Here is a 24105-nt window from a genome sequence, read left to right as displayed (position 1 = left end):
ATATTCGGTTACCGATTCTGAGCATCGAATCTCCTCCCGGCAAGGTTCAGATACAACAAATACAGCACAGATATTGACGAACAACAAAAGAACCAGACGCCGCCCCGCTGGACAGTCAGCCCCGGTCATGCTTCGATTTCTTGCCTCAACGAGAAATAGCTTCTAACGAAAAGCCGTTCTTCGATCTCTGGGCGTGCCTTCGAGGGGTCGCACAAAGTGAATATCGCCTCGATCAAGGCGAGCGGCAGCACGCACGAAGATCGTCAAGGCCAACGCTTGGGGTTTGCCTGGCGATCGAATACCTCAAAGACTCAGTCGCGTGATCGCACCGCGCGCTGCAGCCGCGCCGCTGGCCATCGCCGCCGTGAGCAGGTAGCCGCCGGTCGGCGCTTCCCAGTCAAGCATCTCCCCCGCCGCGAACACGCTAGGAAGTGCCGTCGCCATCAGGGCCGGATCGAGCGCGTCGAAGCGCACGCCGCCCGCCGTGCTGATCGCCTCGTCGACCGGCCGCGTCGCGACCAGCTTCAGCGGCACCGCCTTGATGGTGGTCGCCAGCTGCGCCGGGTCCTGCATCGCTTCCTTGCTCATCGCCTCGTGCAGCACGCCCGCCTTGATGCCTTCGATGCCCAGCCGACTCTTGAGGTGGCTGCTCAGCGAGCGAGCGCCGCGCGGATGCTTCACCGCGGCGAGCACCTGTTCGGCGCTGCGGTCGGGCAGCAGGTCGAGCAGCAGCGTCGCACTGCCGTGAGCGGCGATCTCGTCACGCAGCAGCGCCGACGCCGCATAGACCAGGCTGCCTTCGATGCCGGTGGCCGTGGCGACGAACTCTCCCTTGCGCGCGAAGTGTCGCCCCTGACTGTCGGTGAAGGCGATCGCGACCGACTTGAAGGGCTGCCCCGCGAAGCGGCTTGAAAAATGCTCGCTCCAGCCTGCGCCGTCGAAGCCGCAATTGGCCGGCAGCAGCGGCGCCACCGCCACGCCCTGCGCTTGCAGCCACGGTGCCCACGCCCCGTCGGAGCCCAGGCGCGCCCAGCTCGCGCCGCCCAGGGCCAGCACCACGGCGTCGGCCTTGGCGGTGACCTCGCCCGCCGGCGTCGCGAAGCGCAGCGCGTTCGCATCGAAGGCCCCCTCGCCCACCCAGCGATGCCGCATGTGGAACTGCACGCCCGCGGCGCGCAAACGATGCAGCCAGGCGCGCAGCAAGGGCGCGGCCTTCATGTCGGTCGGGAACACGCGGCCCGAGGTGCCGACGAAGGTCTCGATGCCCAGCCCGGCCGCCCACTCGCGCGCCTGCTGCGGACCGAATTTGGCGAGCAGCGGCTCGAGCTGCGCGCGGCGCTCGCCGAAGCGGGTCACGAACACGTCGAAGGGCTCGGAGTGCGTGAGGTTGAGGCCGCCGCGGCCGGCCAGCAAGAACTTGCGGCCCACCGAGGGCATCGCGTCGTACACGTGCACCTGCGCGCCGGACGCGCTCAGCACTTCGGCCGCCATCAGGCCGGCAGGTCCGCCGCCGATGACGGCGACGGTAGAAGAAACAGTCATTCGAGATTCACCAGTTCGCCCTGCCCGGTCAGGAACGCGGCGCGCACCGTGGCACCGGGGTAGGCATGTTGCACGGCAGCGCGGTAGCGCTGCATCTGTGCGATCAGGGCCGCGTCCCGTTCGGGGCGCGCGGCCGATTTGTAGTCGAGGATCCACCATGCGCCGGTGGCGCGCTCGCGCACCAGCCGGTCGATGCGCAAGGTATCGCCCTCGTGGACCAGCGTGACTTCATTGCCATGCCAGTCGATGCTGCGATCGTCCCACACCCAGGCCCCGGCGCCCGCGCGGATGCGCTGGGCCAGCGCCGCGGCGCCGCGTGCCTGCTGCGGATCGAGCATGAATTCGCGCGCGGCCGCCCGCACATGGGCCGGCGGCAGCGCCTCGCCGGGCACCGCCCATTCGAGCAGCCGGTGCATGGCCTGGCCGAACGCGGCGGCGCGCGCGTCGACCGTGGCGTCTTGTGCTTTTTTCTTTTCGGGCGGCACACCGGCTGCAGCCACGAGCGGCGCGGGCAGGCGCTTCATCGCGAAGGTGCCCACCCCGGTCTCGCCGGCGGCGGAGGCTTCGACCAGCGGCTCGTCGGCCTCGGTCGGCTCGCACAGCGGCTCCAGCCGCGCCCACCAGCTGCCCTCGTTGGCGCGCGACGGTTTCACCGACGACAGCACCAGCCGCTCGCGGGCCCGCGTGGTCGCTACGTAGAGGCCGTTGAGTTCTTCGCGATGGCGCGCGTGCTGCTCTTCTTCGAGCAGTGCGGCGGCGCAGGCCGGCGGCGTTTTCTCGCTGGCCAGGAACACGAAGCGCGTCGGCGCGCTGTCGCTGCCCTTCCATTCGACCAGCACGCCCATGGTCTGGGCGCGCGGCGGCGGCGCGTCGCAGTCGAGCATCAGCACGGTGTCGGCTTCGAGGCCCTTGGCGCCGTGCACGGTCAGCAGCTGCACCGCTTCGGGCGCGGCCACGGTGGGTGCGCGCACGCCGCCCGCGCGCAGGGCCCGCACCAGGGCATAAGGCGTCGCGAAGCGCGCACCGTCGATGTCGAGCGAGGCGGCAACCAGCCCGCGCAGGTTGGCCAGCGCGCTCTGGCGCAAGGCCGCCGGCACGGCGGCGCCGAACTTCGCGAGCACGTCGCCGTCGTGAAAGATCGCATCCAGCGCGTCGTGCGGCGGCATCGCCATCAGCCAGCGCTGCCAACGGCGCAGCTGCACGCCCGCCTCGGTCAGCACGGTCGGCAGGCCTTCGCCCTTCTGGATCAGCGAGAACCAGCTGGCCACCGGTGTCTCGCGCTGGCAGCGTGCCAACTGCACCAGCGTGTCGTCGTCGATGCCGAACAACGGCGACTTGAGCGCGCGCGCCAGCGACAGGTCGTGCGCGGGCGACACCAGCGCGTCGAGCAACGCGACCACGTCCTGCACTTCGGGTGCGTCGTTCAGGTCGTTCTTCTCGGGCTGCTGCACGGGGATGTGGCGGCGGCGCAGTGCGTCCTGCATGGCCGACAAGCGGCTGCGGCGGCGCGCCAGCACCATGATCTGGCGCGGCGGCGTGCCGTCGGCGATGCGTTGTGCGACCCAGCGCGCGGCCTGCTCGCATTCCTTCTGCAGCAGCTGTTCTTCGGGCAGCACGCGCGGCGTGACGAGGCTGTCGCGCCAGTGCAGCATGCCGTCGTCGGCCGGCGCGGCGGCCACGGCGGTGTCGAGCGCGTCGCGGTCGATGGCGGGCAGCTTCAGCAGCTCGCCGTCGTCGCCGCGCTCGGTGGTGTGGGCGCGGTAGCCGTCGAACTCGCCGGCCGCCTGCGCGGCCAGCATCGCGCTGTTGACGAGGCCCACCACGGCACGCGCGTTGCGGTGCGTGTGGTCGCAGTTGAGCAGCTCGCCGCCCAGCCCTTCGCGCACGAACTTCTTGGCAGCGATGAACACCTGCGGCTCGGCGCGGCGGAAGCGGTAGATGCTCTGCTTGGGGTCGCCCACGATGAACACGCGCGGCGCACTGCCGCCCGCGCCGGTGTAGGCGCTGAGCCAGCCGTAGAGCGCCTGCCACTGCAGCGGGTTGGTGTCCTGGAACTCGTCGATCAGCAGGTGCGCGACGCGCGCGTCGAGCCGCTCCTGCACCCAGCCCGACAGCGCCGACTGGCCCAAGAGCAGCTGCGCCGCCTGTTCGACGTCGTTCATGTCGACCCAGCCGTGGGCGCGCTTGACCTCGTCGAAGGCGGTGATCAGCAGGCGCGTGAGCCGCGTCATGCGCTGCTGGTAGAGCCAGGCCGCGTGCTGAGCCTGCGCGGCGCACAGCAGCTGCAGCTCGGTCTCGGCTTCTTGGGCGGCGGGGAATTTCTGCAGGTTCCTGGTGAGCCGGTCTTCGCTTGCGACGAAGAAGGTCTTGCGCAGCACGGCGAGCGCGTCGGCCAGCGCCTCGGGTGCGGGCTCGCCGGTGCCGAACACGTCGATGATGGCTTCGGCCGCCTTCTGCGGTGTCTTGTTGGCCTCGCGGCCGAGGGCGGCGGCGCGGTCGAGCCAGCGGCGGCGCACGGCCTCGCCGCGCAGCGCGTCGGTCGGCAGCTCCAGCCCCTGCAGGGCCGGGTACAGCACGTCGAACGGCGTCACGGCATCCTGGGGATCGGACAGCGAGAACTCGACCCGCTTCGACAGCGCCTCGCCCAGCGCCTTCGCGGTCTGCGAGCGGCCGTGGGTGGCGACGACGGCGTAGTAGTCGGCCAGCGCGCGCGCATCGCCGGTCACGGCTTCGAAGAACGGACGCCATGTGTGGTTGCGCGCCTCGGCATCGTCTTCGAGCAGCTCGTAGTTCGCGGGCAGCCCCAGTTCGCGCAGCACGGCGAGCGGCGCATTGCGCAGCAGGCCCGCGAACCACGCGTGGAAGGTGCGGAACTGCACCGGACGCCCGCCTTCGAGCAGGCGCCGGTAGAGTCCCTGCAGCCGCGGCACGGCCGCCTGCGCGGCCTCCGGAGTCATGCCGCGCATCACGAGTTCACGTTGCGACGCGGCCGGATCGAGCTCGGCGAACAGCGCGAGCCACTGATCGAGCCGCTCGCGCATTTCGCCGGCGGCCTTCTTGGTGAAGGTGATGGCCAGGATCTCGTGCGGCTCGCAGGCTGAATCGCCTTCTTCGAGCAGCGCGCGCACGATGCGCGACACCAGCATCCAGGTCTTGCCGGCGCCCGCGCAGGCTTCGACCGCGACCGAGCGCCGCGGATCGCAGGCGACGGTGTAGAAGGCCTCGCGCGCGACGTGCCGGCCGTTGTGTTCGTAGGCAGCACCGTTCATGGCGTGACCTCCCAGAAATCCTTGCGGCACAGGCCGCGTGCGGCGCAGAAATCGCAGACGCTGCCCTCGCCCAGCGGCGGCAGCGGCGCGCCCTGCGCGATGCGCGCGAAGTCGTCGATGATGCCGGCCACCAGCGCATCGCGCGCCTCGACCACGGCGGGCTGCTCGACGGTCTGCGTGCCGGACGACTTCTCGCCCACGTTGACGTAGGCCGCACGCAAGGTGTCGTCGGCCACCAGCGCGGCATAGAAGGCGAGCTGCGTGTCCTCGGTCGGATCTTTCACGCGCTCCTTGGTAACGGAGGCGGTCTCGGTCTTGTAGTCGATCACGAAGGGCTGGCCGTCGGCCGTGCGGTCGACGCGGTCGAGCCGGCCGACCAGCCGCAGGGTGCCCAGGGGCTGCTCTTTCCAAGGCTCGGCCTCGACAAAGACCGCCCCGTCGGCTTCATGTTTCGCGAGCCAGTCGAGATACCCGTCACGCACCGCCGGCCACGCTGCGGCGAACGGCAGGAACTCGGCGTCGGAGTAGCCGAGCGTCTGCGTCACATCGCGCGCGGTGTCGGCCAGCAGTGTGGCGCGCGCCTGCGCATCACTGATCGGTGCGTCGCGCAGGGTCTCGTGGAACTGGCCGAGCACCGCGTGCAGCCAGTTGCCGAAGTCGCGCTTGTCGACCTCGGCATCGAGCTCGTCGGCGGTGCGCAGGCCCAGCTGGCGCAGCGCGAAGAAGCGATAGGGGCAACGCCGCAGGTCTTCGTAGACGCTGGTCGACACATTCGTGAGCGGCAGCAGCGCGCCTGAAGGCGTGGGCCGCAGGGTCGGCGTGACGGCGACGTCGCGCGGCGTGCGCGGATCGACGCCCGGCTGCAGCGCGTGGGCGAGCTGCAGGGCCTGCACCAGCGGGCTCGGCCGCACCGGTTCGCCGCTGGCGTCGGAATGGCGCCAGACCAGGTCGCAGTTCGGGTTGCGCGTGGCCATGGCCCAGGCCGCGCGCTGCGCGGTCTCCAGCACCTCGCGGGAGGCCAGTCCCAGGTCGAGGCGCTGCGCCGCGTTCCAGTTGCCCGGCGGTTCGGGCGACGCGGGCATGCGGCGGTCGTCGCAACCGGGAATGACGACGGCGCCGAAGACGCGGCCCAGCAGCTGGTACATCGGCAACACGGAGACCTTGGGCGCCTCGTCGCCGGCGGGCGGCACGAAGCTGGCGTCTTCGAGCACGTCGCGCGCCCAGGCCGTGAACTCGGCCAGGCTATGCCGCCCGCCGGGGAACTCGTCTTCTTCGCCATGCGCGTCGGCATCGAGCCAGAGGGCGGCGATCACCTTGGCGCCCGCGAAGTCGGCGGTGAGCGCGTCCCACTGCTCGCCGGCCGTCAACAGTTCGCGCAGCGCGCGGTGCCACTCGGCCAGGGAGCGCGCGCGCGCCATCGGGGCGCGGCGGGTTTCGATGGTGGCTGTGAAGGCGCGCAGGCCTTCGTCCTGCGGTTTTTCGCTGCGCGCGATCAATGCGCACCAGGCCTGCCAGTCGCGCACGCCTTCGCGTCGCAGGCGCATTTCGAGCGACTGCACGGCGAACACATCGACCTCGGCGCCGCTCTTGAGCCATTCGAGGACCTGGTCGGTGGCGGCGTCGTGCGCGCAGGCGCGCAAGGCACTCATCAGCGTGGCAGCAGCGCGCGTGGTGGACAGCTTCCAGCCGGTTTCGTCGTGCGTGACGATGCCCTGGGTGCTCAGCTGCGCACTGATGCGGCGGGTGAGCGCGCGGTCGGTGGCGACGAGCGCGACCGGCGCGCGACCCTCGGCCAGGTGCTGCAGCACGCAGGCGGCGGCCAGTTGGGCCTCGTCCTCGGGATCGAGCGCCACGTGCGCGTGGGCCGCAGACAGGGGTGCATCGGCGGGCACGAGCGGAATGCGGATCGCGCGGTCGCCCCACAGCACGCACAGGGCCTGCGTGAGCGGATCGGTCTGGAAGCCTTCGAGCACGATCAGCGCATCGACCTGCGTACGCGCCGCGTCGCGCAGCAGCACGTCGGTCGCGTAGCCCGAGTTCGCGGCCCAGGCCACGGCGACGCGGATCAGCGCGCTCTCGATGCGGAACCACTCCGACTCGCTGCCGGCATCGGCCACCTTGGCTGCGCCCTGTGCCCAGTCGCTGCCGCGCACGTCAGGCGCCACGGCGGATGCCAGCGGCGCCAGCTGGTAGGCCAGCTCGACCACGCGCCCCGCGAGCGCGAAGCGTTCGGCCTGGAAGCCCGACTGCGCGAGCAGGCCCTGGGCCGTGACCAGGTCGCGCGCCATGTCGAAGGCGATGTCGTAGCCGGACGGCAGGAAGCCACCCGCGCTGCGCGCCCAGTTGTGCGTGGTCTCGAAGCGCGGCACGAAGCCCGGGCTGCCGCAGCGCGCCCACATGCCGCGCGCGACCGCCATCAGTTGCGCATACGGCACCAGCACCACGGTGCGCGCCGCATGCAGCTGGCGCTCGTCGAGCGCGCGCACGATCCGCGCGACGACGCCGTCGGCGGGATCGCACCACAGGGCCTGGACGGGGTGGCCTTCGTTCATGTTCTATCGAGGGGGTTGAGGGGGTCGGCGGCAGGGCCGCAAAGGGCTTTGGCTATCGCCGCCATAGCCGGGCCGCATGGCACGTCGCCCCTTGGTTTCTGTCACAATGACCCGCACTTTAGCTGCACCGAAACTCTCTCTGCGCACAAGGACACATCACATGGCCAGCGAACTGATCAAACACATCTCCGATTCTTCCTTCGAGGCCGACGTGCTCAAGTCCAGCCAGCCGGTTCTGGTCGACTACTGGGCCGAATGGTGCGGTCCCTGCAAGATGATCGCCCCCATCCTGGACGAAGTCTCGGCCACCTACGAAGGCAAGCTGCAGATCGCCAAGCTCAACGTCGACGAGAACCGCGACATCCCCGCCAAGTTCGGCATCCGCGGCATCCCTACGCTGATGCTGTTCAAGGACGGCCAGCTGGCCGCCACCAAGGTCGGCGCCATGAGCAAGGCGCAACTCACGGCCTTCATCGACCAGCAACTCGCCTGATGCATTTCTTCCGGCCAGCGCGCAATGCGTTGGCCGGGGCGATTTTCCTGTCATAATCGCCCTCAGTTCACCGGGCCTTTCATCAGGCAACCGGTTCGAGTTCCCCGGTTCGTGAGGCAGTTCTTGCCCCACATCAAACCTCCCCCCGTTCCCGATTCGATTACCCCTCCAGGGGTCGTTCCATGCACTTAAACGAACTCAAGGCACTCCACGTGTCTGAAGTCTTCAAGCAGGCTGAGGCGCTTGAGATCGAAAACATCGGCCGTATGCGCAAGCAAGAGCTGATGTTCGCGATCATCAAGAAGCGCGCCAAGGCCGGCGAACAGGTCTTCGCCGACGGTGTGCTCGAAATCCTGCCCGACGGCTTCGGCTTCCTGCGCAGCCCGGACACCAGCTTCACGGCCAGCACCGACGACATCTACATCTCGCCCAGCCAGGTGCGGCGCTTCAACCTGCACACCGGCGACATGATCGAAGGCGAAGTGCGCACGCCCAAGGACGGCGAGCGCTACTTCGCACTGACCAAGCTGGACAAGGTCAACGACGGCGCACCCGAAGCCAACAAGCACAAGGTGATGTTCGAGAACCTGACGCCGCTGTTCCCCAAGGAACAGATGAAGCTGGAACGCGAAGGCGTCAAGGGCGAAGAGAACCTCACCGGCCGCATCATCGACATCATCGCCCCCATCGGCAAAGGCCAGCGCGCCCTGCTCGTGGCACCGCCCAAGAGCGGCAAGACGGTGATGATGCAGCACATCGCTCACGCGATCAGCGCCAACTACCCCGACGTGCACATGATGGTGCTGCTCGTGGATGAGCGCCCTGAAGAAGTGACCGAAATGCAGCGCACGGTGAAAGGAGAAGTCATTGCCTCGACCTTCGACGAGCCCGCAGCGCGCCACGTGCACGTCGCCGAAATGGTGATCGAGCGCGCCAAGCGCCTGGTCGAACTCAAGAAGGACGTGGTGATCCTGCTGGACTCGATCACCCGTCTGGCCCGCGCCTACAACAACGTCGTGCCCTCGTCGGGCAAGGTGCTGACCGGCGGTGTCGACTCCAACGCACTGCAACGCCCCAAGCGCTTCCTGGGCGCCGCGCGCAACGTGGAAGAAGGCGGCTCGCTGACCATCATCGGCACCGCGCTGATCGACACCGGCAGCCGCATGGACGAAGTGATCTTCGAAGAGTTCAAGGGCACCGGCAACTCCGAAATCCACCTGGACCGCCGCCTGTACGAAAAGCGCGTGTTCCCGTCGATCCAGCTCAACCGCAGCGGCACGCGCCGCGAAGAACTGCTGCTGGCCCCCGAGATCCTGCAGAAGACCCGCATCCTGCGTCAGCTCATGTACAACATGGACGAGATCGAGTCGATGGAGCTGATGCTCAAGAACATGAAGGCGACCAAGACCAATGTCGAGTTCTTCGACATGATGCGTCGCGGCGGCTGAGCTTCAGGCTCTCCCGCAAAAGCGCGTTGGCCCTCACGGGTCAACGCGCTTTTTTCATGGGCGCTCGATGCGGATGGCTCGGCCTTCGGCGGCGCTCTGACGGCCGATGTCGAGCAGTTCCATCAACGCGACGGCCTGCTCAGGCGGCACGGGATTCGGCCCCTTGCCCAGGATCGCATCGCGGATCGCCGCGTAGTAGTCGGCATAGTTACCGGCCTGCGTCGGCACCGCGTGAAAATGCGGCGCGCCGTCGCCACCGATCAGCGTGAGTTCGCCATCGATCGGATCGGCACCCCACCCTTCGGCCGGCGGTCGCTGACCAGCGCGCAGCGCGTCTTCCTGCGGGTCGACGCCGTGCTTGACGTAGCTGCCGCGCGTGCCGTGCACGATGTAGCGCGGCGCCGCATGGGCCGCTAGCGTCGTGGCGTGCAGCACCACGCGCAGGGGCGCATGGGGGCCGCCTTCGTAGCGCAGCACGGCATGGAAATAGTCTTCGACCAGCGCGCCATCGCGCAAAACGGCCGTGTCGAGCTGCAGCGCGTCAGGCCGACCAAAAAGCTGCACGGCCTGATCGACCAGATGCGCGCCCAGGTCCACCCACAGGCCCGAACCCGGCACCGGCTGCTCTCGCCAGCGCTCACGAACCTGGGGCCTGAAGCGATCGAAATGCGATTCCAGGTACACCGGACGCCCCAGGTCGCCAGATGCCAGGACCTGCTGGAGCGTCAGGAAGTCGGCGTCGAAACGCCGGTTCTGGTAGACCGAGAGCACGCGATTGTTGCGCCTTGACAACAATTCGAGCTCCCGCGCTTCGGCCACATCGAGCGTGAAGGGCTTGTCGACCACCACGTGCTTGCCGGCCTCCAGGGCCGCCTTGGCGACCGGATGGTGCTGGGCATTGGGCGTCGCCACCACCACGAGGTCGATGTCCGCCCGGGCGACCAGCGCCGCCACGTCGGGCACCACGGCCACGCCGGGCCAGTCGGCATGCACCTTGTGCGGCTGCGAGCTCGCCACGGCCGCCAGTTCGAGCCCCGGAACGGCCGAAAGCACTGGGGCATGGAAGGTCTGGCCGGCAAAACCGTAGCCGACGAGGCCGGCGCGAAGGGGTGTGGAAGTCATGGGAGGGCCCGGTTTGCTCGCGATGGGGGCAGTATGCGATAATCATGGGCTCCGCGAAAAGTGCGGCTGGGCACGTCGCCCGGCTTCCTTGGCCTTCACGTCAAAGGCCTCAGGGCGGCGCGCCAGATTGCTGGCACGCTGGTGGCTCTCGCATCGACCGCGCATTGATTCCAACAGCGCAAAAGGAAACACCATGGCAAAAGAAGGCATCCACCCGAATTACCGCGAAGTTCTGTTCGTCGACATGTCGAACGGCTTCAAGTTCGTGACCCGTTCGTGCGCGAACACCAAGGAAATGGGCAAGACCGACGACGGCCGCGAGCTGCCCCTGTTCAAGCTCGACACCACGAGCGAATCGCACCCCTTCTACACCGGCACGCAAAAGTCGGTGGACAACATGGGCGGTCGCGTCGAGAAGTTCCGCAACCGCTTCGGCAAGACCGCTGCCAAGTAATCAGGCACGCGCTCTGGCGTCGAGGGCAGCCCGGTTTACCGCGCTGCCCTTTTTCTTTCCAATCACCCCTTCGCCTCTTCCGCCTCGCCCTTGAACCAGCCGACCCCCGCGATCGTTGCCCAGAATGCCGTACGCCGGCTGCCGCGCGTCGCGTTGCTGCTGTTGTGTGCGGCCTACCTGCTGCCGGGCCTGCTCGGCCGGGGCCCCTGGAAGAGCGCCGACATCACGGCCTTCGGCTACATGGCCGAGCTGGCCCGCAGCACCGAGGGCATCGCCCGCTGGTTCGATCCGCTGCTGCTGGGCATGCGCCCCGAGACCCCCGCGCTGATCCCCTACTGGATCGGCGCCTGGGCGATCCAGCTGGCCCCGTCGTGGGTCAACCCCGACCTGGCCGTGCGCTTCGTGTTCGCGCTGATGCTGTGGGGCACCTTCACCGCGACCTGGTACGCCGTCTACTACCTGGCCCGCACGCCGCGCGCCCAGCCCGTGGCCTTTGCCTTCGGCGGCGAGGCGCGTCCCACCGACTACGCCCGCGCCATCGCCGACGGCGGCCTGCTGGCGCTGATCGCCTCGCTGGGCCTGGCGCAGCTGGGGCATGAGACCACGCCCGCGCTGGCGCAGCTGTACTTCGCCTCGCACCTGTTCTACGGCGTGGCCGCACTGCCCTACCGCCGCGTCGGCCCGGTGATCGCGCTCGTGGTCGGTACGCTCGGCGTGACGCTGAGCGGTGGCCCGACGGTCGGCCTCGCACTGGCGATCGGCAGTGCGGTGTACATGGTCTACGAACGCCGCCAGCGCGCCGCCCGACAAGCAGAAGGTCGCAGCGACGACGAAAGCCCCGGCTTCACCCTGCCCGCCCTGCTGACGATGATCGGCATCACCGTGCTGGCCGCCGCGCTGGTCTTCGGCCTGGGCCTGGCGCAATGGAAGATCACGCTAGGCCATTCGCTGCTGTCCGACGTGCGCAGCCAGGCCAAGCTGCTGCTGTGGTTCACCTGGCCGGTCTGGCCGCTCGCGCTCTGGACGCTCTGGCGCTGGCGCCGCCAGTGGCTCGAGCGCCACGTCGCGCTGCCGCTGTGGTTCGCGCTGGTGCCGCTGGCCGCCACCTGGACCACCGACTTCTCCGACCGCTCCCTGCTGCTGGCCCTGCCCGCCTTCGCCACGCTGGCGGCCTTTGCGCTGCCGACGTTCCGGCGCAGTGCAGCGGCACTGATCGACTGGTTCAACGTGCTGTTCTTCAGCGGCCTGGCCGTGCTGGGCTGGATGTACTGGATCGCCATGCTGACCGGCGCGCCGCGCAAGCCGGCCGCCAGCGTCGCACGGCTGGTGCCGGGCTTCGAGGCCGCGTTCTCGCCGGTCGCCTTCGTGCTCGCCCTGGCCGCCACGCTGGCCTGGTGCTGGCTGGTGCGCTGGCGCACCGGGCGCCATCGCGCGGCGCTGTGGAAGACGCTGGTGCTGCCGGCCGGCGGCACCGCCCTGTGCTGGATGCTGCTGATGACGCTCTGGCTGCCGCCCATCGACTACGCGCGCAGCTACGTCCCGCAGGTGCGCGCCGTGACGGAGCGCATCGGCCATCCGCGCTGCGTCGCCGAGCTGGCACTGAGCCGCCCGCACATCGCGGCGCTGCGCCACCACGGCAACCTCAACCTGCAGCCGCTGCTGCTGGGCAACGACTGCCCGTGGCTGCTCGTGAGCCCCGACACCATCGAGCGCCTGCACACCATCATCCCGATGGACCAATGGCGCTTCAGCGGCACCCTGCGCCGCCCCAGCAGCCCCGCGGACGACCTGCTGCTCTACGAAAAGATCGTGCGCTGACCCGTGAGCAGCAGCACCGACCGCACACAGAAGAACACCACCAGCGAACGGGGACTCATCGCGCGGCACGCCGGCACGGTGCTGATCGGCCAGCTGGCCGTGATGGCCTTCGGCGTGGCCGACACCATCATCGCGGGCCGCTATTCCGAAGGCGCGCTGGCTGCGCTCTCGGTGGGCGCCGCGATCTTCGTCAGCGTGTATGTCTCGCTGATGGGCGTGCTGCAGGCGCTGCTGCCGGTGTGGGCCGAACTGCACGGCGCCAACCGGGGCAGCGAGATCGGCCGCTCGGTGCGCCAGTCGCTCTACCTCGCGGCCATCGCCGTCGTGGTCGGCATGACCGTGCTGCTGCTGCCCGGCGCGGCGCTGCGCTGGACCCAGGTGCCCGCCGACATGCGCGGCGAGGTCGAAGCCTACCTCGCGGTGCTGGCCTTCGCGCTGGCGCCCGCCCTGCTCTTTCGCCTCTTCAGCACGCTGAACCAGAGCCTGGGCAAGCCCAAGCTCGTGACCTGGCTGCAGCTGGCCTCGCTGCTCGTGAAACTGCCGCTGTCGGTCTGGTTCACTTTCGGTGGCGCTGGCCTGCCGGCGATGGGGCTGGTGGGTTGCGCCTGGGCCACGCTGTGCGTCAACTGGGCCATGCTGGGCTGCGCGGTCTGGCTGCTGCGCCACGGCGCGTTCTACCGCGGCTACCAGCTGTGGGAGCGCATCGAGGCGCCCGACTGGCGCCAGATCCGTCTCTTCGCGCGGCTGGGCGTGCCCGGCGGCCTCGCGGTGCTGGTGGAAGTGACATCGTTCACGCTGATGGCGCTCTTCATCGCGCGCCTGGGCACCGCCGCGGCGGCCGCGCACCAGATCGCGTCGAACCTGCTGGCCGTGGCCTACATGACGCCGCTGTCGCTCGCCATCGCGACCAGTGCGCGCGTGAGCTTCTGGCTCGGCGCCGGCGACGCCGCCCGGGCGCGCCATGCCTGCCGGCTGGGCTTCGAACTCACGGCCCTGTTTGCCCTGCTCTATGCCGGCGCCATGGCCGCGTTTCGCACGCAACTCGCCAACGTGTATTCCGACAACCCCGCCGTGATCGCGATGGCCTCGGCGCTGCTGGTCACGGTGGCGCTGTATCACATCGCGGATGCGTTCCAGACGCTGTGCGTCTTCGTGCTGCGCTGCTACCGCGTGACGCTGGCGCCGCTGGTCATCTACTGCGCGATGCTCTGGGGCATGGGTCTGGGCGGCAGCTACCTGCTGGCCTACCGCGGCCTGGGGCCGTGGCCGGCCATGCAGTCGCCGCTGGCGTTCTGGCTCATGAGCGCCGCGGCACTGGCGCTCACCGCGCTGTTGTTCGTGGCGCTGCTGCGCTGGACGATGAAGGCGCGGGCCCGCTGAGGGCCACGCGGCCTGCTTACTTGACCATCACGCGCGCTTCGCGCACGCGCGTCGCCGGGAACAGCAGTGCGAAGCGACTGCCCTTGCCCACCGTGCTTTCGATGCGCAGTTCGGTGCCGTGACGTTGCGCAATGTGCTTCACGATCGCCAACCCGAGCCCGGTGCCACCGGTCTCGCGCGAGCGGCTGCGGTCGATGCGATAGAAGCGCTCGGTGAGGCGCGGAATGTGCTCGGCGGCAATGCCCGGGCCCGTGTCGCGCACGGCATATTCACCGCGCCCGTCGGGCAGCACCCGCCAGGTCACGACCACCTCGCCGCCGCCCGGCGTGTAGCGGATGGCATTGCTCACGAGGTTCGACATCGCACTTTGCAACTCGGTCGGCGCGCCCGACAGCTCGGATTCGGCCTCCGACGTGAACGTGAGCCGGTGCCCCTGCGTCGTGAGCCGGCCCGACAGGCCGCGCCCCTCGTCCTCGCACTGCGCCAGCAGCGCGCGCATGCGCACCCACTGATTGCCCGACGGCGCCGCACTGCCTTCCAGCCGCGACAGCGTCAGCAGGTCGTTCACCAGCGTTTCCATGCGGTGGGACTGCTGCCCCATCAGCGACAGATAGCGCGTGCGCTCGTCGGCATCCAGCGGCAGGTTCTGCAGCGTCTCGACAAAGCCCGCCAGCACCGTGAGCGGCGTGCGGATCTCGTGCGACACGTTGGCCACGAAGTCGCGCCGCATCGCCTCGGCCTGCTCCAGCGCCGTGATGTCGCGCGTGAGCAGCATGCGCCGGTTGCCGGCGTAGGGATGCACCTGCACCGACAGCCGCACCGGGTGGCCGCGATGTTGTGCATGCACGAGGCCGGGCGCGTCGATGACGACATCGCGGCTGTAGTTCCACGACGCGAGGTAGGCCACGAACGCCGGATCGCGCACGAGGTTCGCCAGGTGCTGCAGCAGGTCGCGCTCGGCATCGATGCCGAACTGCCCCGCCGCCGTCTGGTTGCACCACTCGATGCGGCCCTGCTCGTCGAGCAGCACCACGCCGTTGGGCGAGGCCTGGATCGCGGCCAGGAATTCCTGCAGCCGGTCTTCGGCCTGCCGGGTCTGTTGTTCACGCTCGCGCAGCAGCTTGCGGATGCGCTCCGAGAGCTCGCCCCACACGCCCGGACCGCGCGACGGCAGCCCGGCCGCGTCGTTGCGCAGCACGCGCAGCAAGCGTTCGGCGCGCCAGGCATCGAAGCCCAGCCAGAGCACCGCGCCCAGCCAGGCGCCCAGCCAGCCGAACTTCCAGCCGAAAAGGCCGACAGCGCCCGCCGCAATTACGAGGGACGCTATTAAAAACGTAGCGATACGAAAAGGCATGGCGGGCGATTATCCGCGCCCGCCGCCGAGGCTCACGGCGGCGCTCACACCGTGACTTGGGCCGTCAGCCGGTAACCTGCTCCGCGAACGGTTTCCACCATCGGCGCAGCCGCACCCAGCGACTCGCGCAGGCGCTTGACGTGCACGTCGACCGTGCGTTCCTCGATGTAGACGTGATCGCCCCACACCTTGTCGAGCAGCTGTGCGCGGCTGTGCACGCGCTCGGCGTGCTGCATCAGGTAGGCCAGCAGCTTGAACTCCGTCGGGCCGACCTTCAGTGCCCCGCCCTGCCACGTGACGCGGTGGGTGGAGGTGTCGAGGGCCAGTTCGCCGATCTCGACGCGCTCTGTCACCACCTCGGGCGCACGGCGGCGCAGCACGGCGCGGATGCGCGCCAGCATTTCCTGGGTGGAGAACGGCTTGGTGATGTAGTCGTCGGCACCGGCATCGAGGCCGGCGACCTTGTCGGGCTCGTCGCCGCGCGCCGTGAGCATCAGGATCGGGATGGCCTTGGTGCGCGGGTCTTTGCGCCATTGGCGCGCGAGCTGCAGGCCGCTCTGGCCCGGCAGCATCCAGTCGAGCAGGATCAGGTCCGGCAGGAAGGCGTCGATTTCACGCTGGGCAGCGGCACCGTCTTCGGACCAGATCGGCTCGAAGCCGTTGTGGCGCAGGTTGACGGCGATCAGCTCGGCGATCGAGGATTCGTCTTCGACGATCAGGACTCTTGGTTTCTTCATGCGTTATGGGGAGTCTGTGCGGCGACGGTCGTCACTGCAATGCCGACTCGATTTCCTCCATCGAAGTGTGCCGCACATCGGCGCCCTTGACGATGTAGATGATGAACTCGGCGATGTTCTTGGCGTGGTCGCCGATGCGTTCGATGGCCTTGGCCAGGAACAGCAGGTCCAGGCTGGCGGAGATGGTGCGCGGGTCTTCCATCATGTAGGTGACCAGCTTGCGCACGAAGCCGTCGAACTCCTTGTCGATGAGGTCGTCGTCTTTCAGGATCGACAGCGCGGCGGCCGTGTCCAGGCGCGCGAAGGCGTCCAGCGCGGTGCGCAGCAGGTTCGAAGCCAGGTCGGCGGCAATGCGCAGCTCGGTGGTGGGCAGCTGGCGGGCCGATCCGCTTTCGATGATCGACTTGACCATGCGTGCGATCTTGTTGGCCTCGTCGCCCACGCGCTCCAGGTTGGCGGTGGTCTTGCTGATGGCGATCAAGAGGCGCAGGTCGCGCGCCGTGGGCTGACGACGGGCGATGATCGACGACAGCTCGCGGTCGATCTCGATCTCCATCGCGTTGACGCGGTTCTCGGTTTCCATCACGCGGTCGGCGGCTTCGGAGTCGAACTGCAGCAGGGCGTACACGGCCTGGTGGATCTGCGACTCGACCATGCCGCCGAGCTCCATCACGCGCGACGAGACGCCATTGAGTTCGCTGTCGAACTGGCTGGAAAGGTGTTTCTCGGTCATGGTGTTTTCCTTTGACTTCAACTCAACCGAAGCGGCCGGTGATGTAGTCCTCGGTCTCCTTGCGCTGCGGCTTGAAGAACATCTGTTCGGTGGCACCGAACTCGATCAGGTCGCCGAGGTACATGTAGGCGGTGTAGTCGCTGCAGCGGGCAGCTTGCTGCATGTTGTGGGTCACGATGACCACGGTGTACTCGTTTTTCAGCTCGGCGATCAACTCTTCGATCTTCGCGGTCGAAATCGGGTCGAGGGCGGAGCAGGGTTCGTCGAGCAGCAGCACTTCAGGCTTGATCGCGATGCCGCGTGCGATGCACAGGCGCTGCTGCTGGCCGCCGGAGAGGCCCGAGCCGCTTTGCTGCAGCTTGTCGCGCACTTCGGTCCACAGGGCGGCCTTCTTCAGGGCCCACTCGACGCGGTCGTCCATCTCGCTGGCCGAGAGGCTCTCGAACAGCTTCACGCCGAAGGCGATGTTGTCGTAGATCGACATCGGGAACGGCGTGGGCTTCTGGAACACCATGCCGACCTTGGCGCGGATCAGTGCCACGTCCTGCTTGGACGTGAGCAGGTTCTCGCCGTCCAGCGCAATGGTGCCTTCGGCGCGCTGCTCGGGGTACAGCTCGAACATGCGGTTGAAGGTGCGCAGCAGGGTCGACTTGCCGCAGCCCGACGGGCCGATGAAGGCCGTGACCTTGTTCTCGGGGATCTCGAGGTTGATGCCCTTGAGCGCGTGGAACTTGCCGTAGTAGAAGTTCAGGTCCTTGACCGAGATCTTCGAGCGCGACGGTTGTTGTTGTGCGACGGTGTTTGGCATGTTGGCGCCTTCTTGATTTAGTGTTTGTTGCGCGTCAGCACGCGCGCCAGGATGTTGAGGGCAAGCACGGCGACGGTGATCAGGAACACGCCGGCCCAGGCCAGTTGTTGCCAGTTCTCGTACGGGCTCATGGCGAACTTGAAGATCGTGACCGGCAGGCTGGCCATCGGCTGGCTCACGTCGGCGGTCCAGAACTGGTTGTTCAGCGCGGTGAAGAGCAGCGGCGCGGTTTCGCCGGCGATGCGGGCCACAGCCAGCAGCACGCCCGTGACCACACCGGCGCGCGCGGCGCGCAGCGTGATGCTCAGAATGACCTTCCACTTCGGCGTGCCCAGGGCGTAGGCCGCTTCACGCAGGCCCGGCGGCACCAGCTGCAGCATGTTCTCGGTGGTGCGGATCACCACCGGAATCACGATGAGCGCCAGCGACAGTGCGCCGGCCAGGCCCGAGAAGGTCTTGAAGTAGGCCACCACCACGGCATAGACGAACAGGCCGATCACGATCGACGGCGCCGACAGCAGGATGTCGTTGACGAAGCGCGTGATCGAGGCCAGCAGGCCCTTGGGGTTGTACTCGGCCAGGTAGATGCCGGCCATGATGCCGATGGGCGTGCCCACGAAGGTCGCCAGCATCACCATCACGAACGAGCCGAAGATGGCGTTGGCGATGCCGCCCGCCTCGTTCGGCGGCGGCGTCATCTCGGTGAAGGTGGCGAGCGCCAGGCCGCCGATGCCCTGGCGCAGCGTTTCCCACAGGATCCACACGAGCCAGAACACGCCGAACGCCATCGCGGCGAGCGACAGCGTGAGCGCGATCTTGTTGACGCGGTTGCGCGCGGCGAACCTCGCCTGGCGCGTTTCGGCCAAAGTCTTGGCGTTGATCAGGTTTTGCGCAGTACTCACGACTTGGTTCCTTCGCTCTTCTTCATCTGGGCCAGCAGCATCTTCGAGAGCGACAGCACGACGAAGGTGATGAAGAACAGCACGAGGCCGAGGTACATCAGCGCGGCCTGGTGCAGGCCCGCGCCGGCTTCGGCGAATTCATTGGCCAGTGCGGAGGTGATGCTGTTGGCAGCCTCGAACACCGACAGGGAGTTGAGCTGGTTCATGTTGCCGATCACGAAGGTGACGGCCATGGTCTCGCCCAGTGCACGGCCCAGGCCGAGCATGATGCCGCCGATCACGCCGGCCTTGGTGTAAGGCAGCACGACCTTGGAGACGACTTCCCAGGTGGTGGAGCCCAGGCCGTAGGCCGACTCCTTGAGCAGCGCGGGCGTCACTTCGAACACGTCGCGCATCACCGAGGCGATGAACGGAATGATCATGATCGCCAGGATGATGCCGGCCGACAGAATGCCGATGCCCACGGGCGGGCCGGACACCAGGGCGCCGAGGTACGGCACGCCGGCCAGCAGCTTCTGCAGCGGCTGCTGTACCCAGGTCGAAAGAATGGGGCCAAAGACCAGCAGGCCCCACATGCCGTACACGATGGACGGCACGGCAGCCAGCAGTTCAATGGCGGTGCCCAGCGGGCGCTTGAGCCAGTTGGGCGAGAGTTCGGTCAGGAACAGCGCGATGCCGAAGCTCACCGGCACGGCGATCAGCAGCGCGATGAACGAGGTGGCCAGCGTGCCGTAGATCATCACGAGGCCGCCGTACTCGTCCTTCACCGGGTCCCACACGCTGCTCGTGAGGAAGCCGAGGCCGTACTTCGAAATGGCGGGCCAGGCGCCGACGATCAGCGACAGCAGGATGCCGATCAGCATCGCGAGCGTCAGCAGCGCGGCGCCCTTGGCGGCCCAGCCGAAGATGCGGTCGGCCATGGGGCCGGAACGGGGCGCCTTCACGGGCGGCGGAGGAGCGGCAGAGGTGCGCGCGCGCTCGGCCGCAAGGTCGAGGGAGGCGGCAGCAGGGAGGGTGGATGACACGGGTCGCTCCGGCAAAGACGAAAGCGGCGCGTCCTGGAGCGAAGAGTTGCTCATGGGCGCGCCGTCTGGAGGGTGGATGAAGGGTTGCTTCTTCGCTTACTTGAACGCGACCGGCTTGCCCGATGCGTCCTTCACTTCACCCCATGCCTTGGCGATGGTGGCCTTCACGGCGTCGGGCATCGGCACGTAGTCGAGCTCGTCGGCCGTCTTGTCGCCGCCCTTGTAGGCCCAGTCGAAGAACTTCAGCACGGTGGTGGCGCTGGCGGGCTTGTCCTGCACCTTGTGCATCAGGATGAAGGTGGCGCCGGTGATGGGCCACGAATCCTTGCCGGCCTGGTTGGTCAGCACCTGGTAGAAGCTCTTGTTCCAGTCGGCACCGGCGGCGGCGGCCTTGAAGGCGCTGTCGTCAGGCGACACGAACGTGCCCGCTGCGTTCTGCAGTTGGGCGTAGGTCATCTTGTTCTGCTTCACGTAGGCGTACTCGACGTAGCCGATCGAGTTGGGCAGGCGGTTCACGAAAGCAGCGACGCCTTCGTTGCCCTTGCCGCCCGCACCGGTGGGCCAGTTCACGGCCGTGCCTTCGCCGACCTTACTCTTCCACTCGGCGTTGACCTTGCTCAGGTAGTTGGTGAACAGGAAGCTGGTGCCCGAACCGTCGGCGCGGCGAACCGGGGCGATGGCAGCGTCAGGCAGGGCCAGCGAAGCGTTCAGTGCCTTGATGGCGGGGTCGTTCCACTTGGTGATCTTGCCCAGGTAGATGTCGCCCAGCACCTGGCCGTTGAGCTTCAGTTCGCCCGGCTTGATGCCGGGGATGTTGACCACGGGGATCACACCGCCGATGACGGTGGGGAACTGCATCAGGCCCTTGGCTTGCAGTTCGTCGTCCTTCAGGGGAGCGTCCGAAGCGCCGAAATCGACCGTCTTGGCTTCGATCTGCTTCAGGCCGGCACCCGAGCCGACCGACTGGTAGTTGATCTTGACGCCGGTGGCCTTGTTGAAATCGGAGGCCCACTTGGCGTACAGCGGTGCGGGGAAGCTGGCGCCGGCGCCGGTCACGTCTTGTGCGAAGGCGGAAATGGAGAACAGCGCGGTCACGAGGCCGGCGGTTGCAAATTTGAACGTCGTTTTCATAAAGCTTCCTTGAGAAGTAAGAAGTAGTCCCTTTGGGGGCTCGAACGGACTCTAAAAAGCTTTTGTGACATCGATGTGACACCCCTTCTGTCGAGGGAAAATGCCGCTGCGCCACCCATGCCGTGTGTGACGCTGTCACACAACCGTCATTCGTCCCGCCTAACCTCCAGCCCTCGCCGTGACGCGATCCAGGGAGGCGGCGCCTGCTGTCACGGCGCTACGATCAGAGAACCGCCCTCTTCACTACAACATGCAAAACGGCACCCGCCTCGCAGCGGTCGATCTCGGCTCGAACAGCTTCAGGCTGGAAATCGGCCAGGTCGACCACGGACAGATCCACCGCACCGAGTACCTCAAGGAAACCGTGCGCCAGGGCAACGGCCTGGACAGCGCACGCAACCTCACGACCGAAGCCATGCAGCGCGGCTGGGACGCCCTCGCCCGCTTCGGCGAGCGGCTGGCCGGCTTCAAGCGCTCGCAGGTGCGCGCCGTGGCCACCCAGACCCTGCGCGAAGCGCGCAACCGCGAAGAATTCCTGTTGCGTGCGCGCACCATCCTGGGCTTCGGCATCGACGTGATCCCTGGCCGGGAAGAAGCCCGCCTGATCTACCAGGGCGTGGCACACCACCTGCCGCACACCGACGCGTCCGACCAGGAACGCCGGCTCGTCATCGACATCGGCGGGCGCTCCACTGAAATGATCATCGGCCACGCCCTCGAGGCCGAGCGCATGGAGTCGTACCGCGTGGGCAGCGTCGCCTGGTCCATGAAGCATTTCGGCGAGGGCCAGTTCACCGCCCCCGCCTTCCGCGCTGCCGAAGTGGCGGCCAAGGCCGTGCTGGACGACGCGCTCTCCAGCTACACCCGCGACCAATGGGACGTGGCCTATGGCGCCTCCGGCACCATCGGTGCGGTGGGCGACGTGCTCGCGGCGGCCGGCGGCGAAGCCGGCCTTGTCACGCGCGAGGGCCTCGACTGGCTGCTCGACCGCCTGCTCAAGGCCGGCAGCATCGACAAGCTGCGCATCGACGGCATGCGCGAAGACCGCAAGGCCGTGATCGGCGGCGGCCTGAGCGTGCTGCGCGCGGTGTTCGACCTGCTCGACATCCAGGAAATGAAGGTCGCCCAGGGCGCCCTGCGCCACGGCGTGCTGTACGAATTGCTCGAACGCGACGAGAGCGTGGCCGACATGCGCAGCGCCACGGTGGCGCGGCTCGCCACCCGCTTCGCGGTCGATCCGGCCCAGGCCAAGCGCGTGAGCGACACCGCTGCCGCGCTGTTCGTGCAGCTGGCCCCCGCCGCGCGCGGCGGCAGCACCTCGAGCCGCGCCGGGCGCGCGCTGCGCAAGCTCGGCTGGGCCGCGCAGCTGCACGAGATCGGCGCGCTGGTCTCGCACAGCGACTATCACAAGCACGGCGCCTACATCCTCGACAACACCGACGCCCCGGGCTTTGCAGTGAACGAACTGCACGCCCTCGGCCAGCTGGTGCTGGGCCAGCGCGGCAAGCTGCGCAAGCTCGAAGCCTCGCTGGACGACGAGACCTTCGTGATGCAGCTGCTGGCGCTGCGCCTGGCGGTGATCCTGTGCCACGCGCGCCGCGACCCCGAGCCGCAGGCGCTGAACCTCGCGGCACTCGGTGCCAGGGCCTTCACGATCGCCTGCGCACCCGACTGGGCCGAGATGTACCCGCAGTCGGCGCACCTCCTGCGCGAGGAAGTGCTGGCCTGGCAAAAGACCGGGAACTGGCGCGTGGAACTCAGCGGCGCCTGAGCCGCTTCACTTCGTGTCGATGCCGGCCGTCTGCGTGACTGCCGCAGCGCTGGCCTTGCGCGGCTCGTCTTCCCCGAACAGGCTGACATAGGCCGGCTGCACGATCTGGTCAAGCCCGCGCTTCAACCCTTCGCGAGCGCCTGCGGTGTCCTTGAGCAGGCCGTCGTACAGGAGATAGGTCGGCTCGCTCAGGTCGGCGACCTGCAACGTCTGGCCCACGACGGACTGCTTCTCGTCCCTCAGCAACTGCTCCACCCAGACGTACGGCTTGAAGCTCGATGTCGCATCGGCCGCGCCATAGGACGTCGTGATCCGCAAGATCAATGTGCTGTAGCCGGGCGTCGGCTGGAGTTCCTGCACCTGCATCTGCGCGTGCTCTCCGGTCGCGCGGAAGAAAGGCGTCAGCTTCACCTCGCGGCCACTGTCCCGCAGGCGCGCCGCCAGTCGCTCTGCGAACTGCCTGTTGAGCCCCATGGTCACACCGCTGTTCTTCACTGCGGCCGTGAACTCCTTGCTGCGCTGGTCGGTCCGGGCGGCCATCGTCAGCCGGCTGTTGGTATCGACGGAGATGGCCACCAGCGCAGCGACGGGTCCCAGAAACCCTGCGAAGCCCGTCAGCCCCGACCCGCCGCCATCCGTGACGATCAGTTGGTCTTCCTGGTTGTAGATGAGCTCGATCTTCTCGATCGAACGGGCGACATCGTGGCGGGTCGGCGGCACAGGCGCGGCGGTGTTCGTCGCGCACCCCGACAGCAGGGCTGCGGCAACCAGCAGAAAAATCAGCGCCTTCAACCGCACGTCCGCGTCTGCACGCAGCATGTTCACGAAGCTTCCTGGCAGTGTGTTGAGCGGTTTCATGCGTCTTCCCCAGTGATGTGGTCGACCGGCACCGCTTCTTTCCCGCATCGGCGTCAAAAGCACGCTGCCGTGGAATCACACTGTAGAAATTGCGCCGCGCGCGCGCATGAGTGCTTCGCCCCTTTTTCCGGGAGACAAGCGCCCTGCCGCCTCTGCCCGCGACCGTGACAAAGCGCCTGTCCGCAAGCGTCAGGCAGGGTGTCCGCGGGGAAGGACGGCAGCTAGAGAAGCTCGGGCGCCTGCACCGTCACCACGACGGTCTGCACATCGCCGTCGCGCTCGCGGGTGCGGATCCACCACAGCGAGCCCTTGCGCACCGGGCAGCTGTCCTGCTTCAGGCCGAGCAGCAGCGAGATCGCCTGCCCCAGCGAAGGCTGGTGGCCGATCACCAGCACCACCGACTTGCCGTTGGGCCAGCCCGTGGCGGCCAGCAGCGCGTCGGGGGTGGTGTCGGGCGACAGCTCCGAGCGCACCTTGTACTTGCGACCCAGCGCCAGGGCGGTCTGCTCGCAGCGGCGCGCCGGGCTGCACACGATGCGTGTGCCGTCGGGCAGTTGCCGATCCAGCCAGGAGGCCATGCGCTTGGCCTGTTTTTCGCCGCGCGGCGTGAGCGAGCGCTGCATGTCGTCACATCCTTCGGTCCAGTCCTCGGCTTCGGCGTGACGCCAGAAGATCAAGTCCATGCTCATCGTCTTTCGAACTTCTTCT

General features: G+C 68.0%; 19 protein-coding genes. 6 read left to right on the top strand and 13 right to left on the bottom strand.

Going from position 1 to position 24105, the window contains the following annotated elements; all coding sequences use genetic code 11:
- Positions 1-303: 303 nt before the first annotated feature.
- From AC3WQM_RS02295 to AC3WQM_RS02285, 3 genes are read right to left on the bottom strand one after another with little or no spacing between them, the layout of a single operon-like run.
- Entirely contained in the window at positions 304-1542 is a 1239-nt protein-coding gene (locus AC3WQM_RS02295) for a TIGR03862 family flavoprotein (protein ID WP_492676781.1), read from the bottom strand.
- Positions 1539-4811: a UvrD-helicase domain-containing protein gene (locus AC3WQM_RS02290; RefSeq protein WP_492676779.1), complete on the bottom strand. Its 3273-nt coding sequence runs from the start codon at positions 4809-4811 to the stop codon at positions 1539-1541. Before AC3WQM_RS02290 ends, AC3WQM_RS02295 begins: the two co-directional genes overlap by 4 nt.
- On the bottom strand, positions 4808-7363 hold the full coding sequence (locus tag AC3WQM_RS02285; RefSeq protein ID WP_492676777.1) for a PD-(D/E)XK nuclease family protein: 2556 nt from the start codon (positions 7361-7363) through the stop codon (positions 4808-4810). The genes AC3WQM_RS02290 and AC3WQM_RS02285 overlap by 4 nt, the downstream gene beginning before the upstream one ends.
- Positions 7364-7523: 160 nt before the next feature.
- On the opposite strand from AC3WQM_RS02285, the gene trxA reads away from it, so the two are divergent.
- Together trxA and rho are read left to right on the top strand one after the other, a co-directional pair.
- Positions 7524-7856 (top strand): thioredoxin TrxA, encoded by a 333-nt coding sequence (gene trxA / locus AC3WQM_RS02280; RefSeq protein ID WP_042578306.1) that lies wholly within the window; start codon positions 7524-7526, stop codon positions 7854-7856.
- 182 nt (positions 7857-8038) lie between these two features.
- Positions 8039-9304, top strand: a complete 1266-nt coding sequence (rho, locus tag AC3WQM_RS02275; protein WP_062473130.1) for a transcription termination factor Rho — start codon at positions 8039-8041, stop codon at positions 9302-9304.
- Positions 9305-9358: 54 nt separating this feature from the next.
- Here rho and AC3WQM_RS02270 read toward each other — a convergent pair whose 3' ends face one another.
- On the bottom strand, positions 9359-10426 hold the full coding sequence (locus AC3WQM_RS02270; RefSeq protein ID WP_492676776.1) for an oxidoreductase: 1068 nt from the start codon (positions 10424-10426) through the stop codon (positions 9359-9361).
- Between the two features lie 193 nt (positions 10427-10619).
- Between AC3WQM_RS02270 and AC3WQM_RS02265 the strand changes: the two genes are divergently transcribed.
- The 3 genes from AC3WQM_RS02265 to AC3WQM_RS02255 all read left to right on the top strand — a co-directional run bounded on the left by AC3WQM_RS02265 (position 10620) and on the right by AC3WQM_RS02255 (position 14078).
- A complete protein-coding gene (locus tag AC3WQM_RS02265; protein WP_056580149.1) occupies positions 10620-10880 on the top strand; it encodes a type B 50S ribosomal protein L31 in 261 nt (86 codons plus the stop codon).
- Between the two features lie 90 nt (positions 10881-10970).
- Positions 10971-12698: a hypothetical protein gene (locus AC3WQM_RS02260; RefSeq protein WP_492676774.1), complete on the top strand. Its 1728-nt coding sequence runs from the start codon at positions 10971-10973 to the stop codon at positions 12696-12698.
- 3 nt (positions 12699-12701) lie between these two features.
- Positions 12702-14078 (top strand): MATE family efflux transporter, encoded by a 1377-nt coding sequence (locus tag AC3WQM_RS02255; RefSeq protein ID WP_492676773.1) that lies wholly within the window; start codon positions 12702-12704, stop codon positions 14076-14078.
- A 16-nt stretch (positions 14079-14094) separates the two neighbouring features.
- On the opposite strand, the gene phoR is transcribed toward AC3WQM_RS02255, so the two are convergent.
- From phoR to pstS, 7 genes are read right to left on the bottom strand one after another with little or no spacing between them, the layout of a single operon-like run.
- Positions 14095-15432, bottom strand: coding sequence for a phosphate regulon sensor histidine kinase PhoR (gene phoR / locus AC3WQM_RS02250; protein WP_492676772.1), 1338 nt, complete (start codon positions 15430-15432; stop codon positions 14095-14097).
- Positions 15433-15476: 44 nt separating this feature from the next.
- Positions 15477-16169 (bottom strand): phosphate regulon transcriptional regulator PhoB, encoded by a 693-nt coding sequence (gene phoB, locus AC3WQM_RS02245; protein WP_007836652.1) that lies wholly within the window; start codon positions 16167-16169, stop codon positions 15477-15479.
- 31 nt (positions 16170-16200) lie between these two features.
- The gene (phoU, locus tag AC3WQM_RS02240; protein ID WP_070060957.1) at positions 16201-16902 is read right to left on the bottom strand and encodes a phosphate signaling complex protein PhoU; all 702 of its coding nucleotides are present in this window, start codon (positions 16900-16902) and stop codon (positions 16201-16203) included.
- A 22-nt stretch (positions 16903-16924) separates the two neighbouring features.
- The gene (gene pstB / locus AC3WQM_RS02235) at positions 16925-17710 is read right to left on the bottom strand and encodes a phosphate ABC transporter ATP-binding protein PstB (RefSeq protein WP_492676770.1); all 786 of its coding nucleotides are present in this window, start codon (positions 17708-17710) and stop codon (positions 16925-16927) included.
- 17 nt (positions 17711-17727) lie between these two features.
- Positions 17728-18612 (bottom strand): phosphate ABC transporter permease PstA, encoded by an 885-nt coding sequence (gene pstA / locus AC3WQM_RS02230; protein WP_083259149.1) that lies wholly within the window; start codon positions 18610-18612, stop codon positions 17728-17730.
- A complete protein-coding gene (gene pstC / locus AC3WQM_RS02225) occupies positions 18609-19691 on the bottom strand; it encodes a phosphate ABC transporter permease subunit PstC (protein WP_139140218.1) in 1083 nt (360 codons plus the stop codon). The genes pstA and pstC overlap by 4 nt, the downstream gene beginning before the upstream one ends.
- 42 nt (positions 19692-19733) lie before the next feature.
- A complete protein-coding gene (gene pstS / locus AC3WQM_RS02220; RefSeq protein WP_062473144.1) occupies positions 19734-20768 on the bottom strand; it encodes a phosphate ABC transporter substrate-binding protein PstS in 1035 nt (344 codons plus the stop codon).
- A gap of 250 nt (positions 20769-21018) precedes the next feature.
- On the opposite strand from pstS, the gene AC3WQM_RS02215 reads away from it, so the two are divergent.
- Positions 21019-22539 (top strand): Ppx/GppA phosphatase family protein, encoded by a 1521-nt coding sequence (locus AC3WQM_RS02215; RefSeq protein ID WP_095745557.1) that lies wholly within the window; start codon positions 21019-21021, stop codon positions 22537-22539.
- A gap of 6 nt (positions 22540-22545) precedes the next feature.
- On the opposite strand, the gene AC3WQM_RS02210 is transcribed toward AC3WQM_RS02215, so the two are convergent.
- Positions 22546-23397 carry a hypothetical protein gene (locus AC3WQM_RS02210; protein WP_489056606.1) on the bottom strand — a complete coding sequence of 284 codons (852 nt, stop codon included), beginning with the start codon at positions 23395-23397 and terminating at the stop codon, positions 22546-22548.
- A gap of 221 nt (positions 23398-23618) precedes the next feature.
- Positions 23619-24080: a SixA phosphatase family protein gene (locus tag AC3WQM_RS02205; protein ID WP_369632787.1), complete on the bottom strand. Its 462-nt coding sequence runs from the start codon at positions 24078-24080 to the stop codon at positions 23619-23621.
- Between the last annotated feature and the right edge of the window lie 25 nt (positions 24081-24105).

It is taken from the genome of Variovorax sp. FW301-JW7, assembly GCF_058788795.1.
This window is presented reverse-complemented; position numbering and strand designations above follow the sequence as displayed.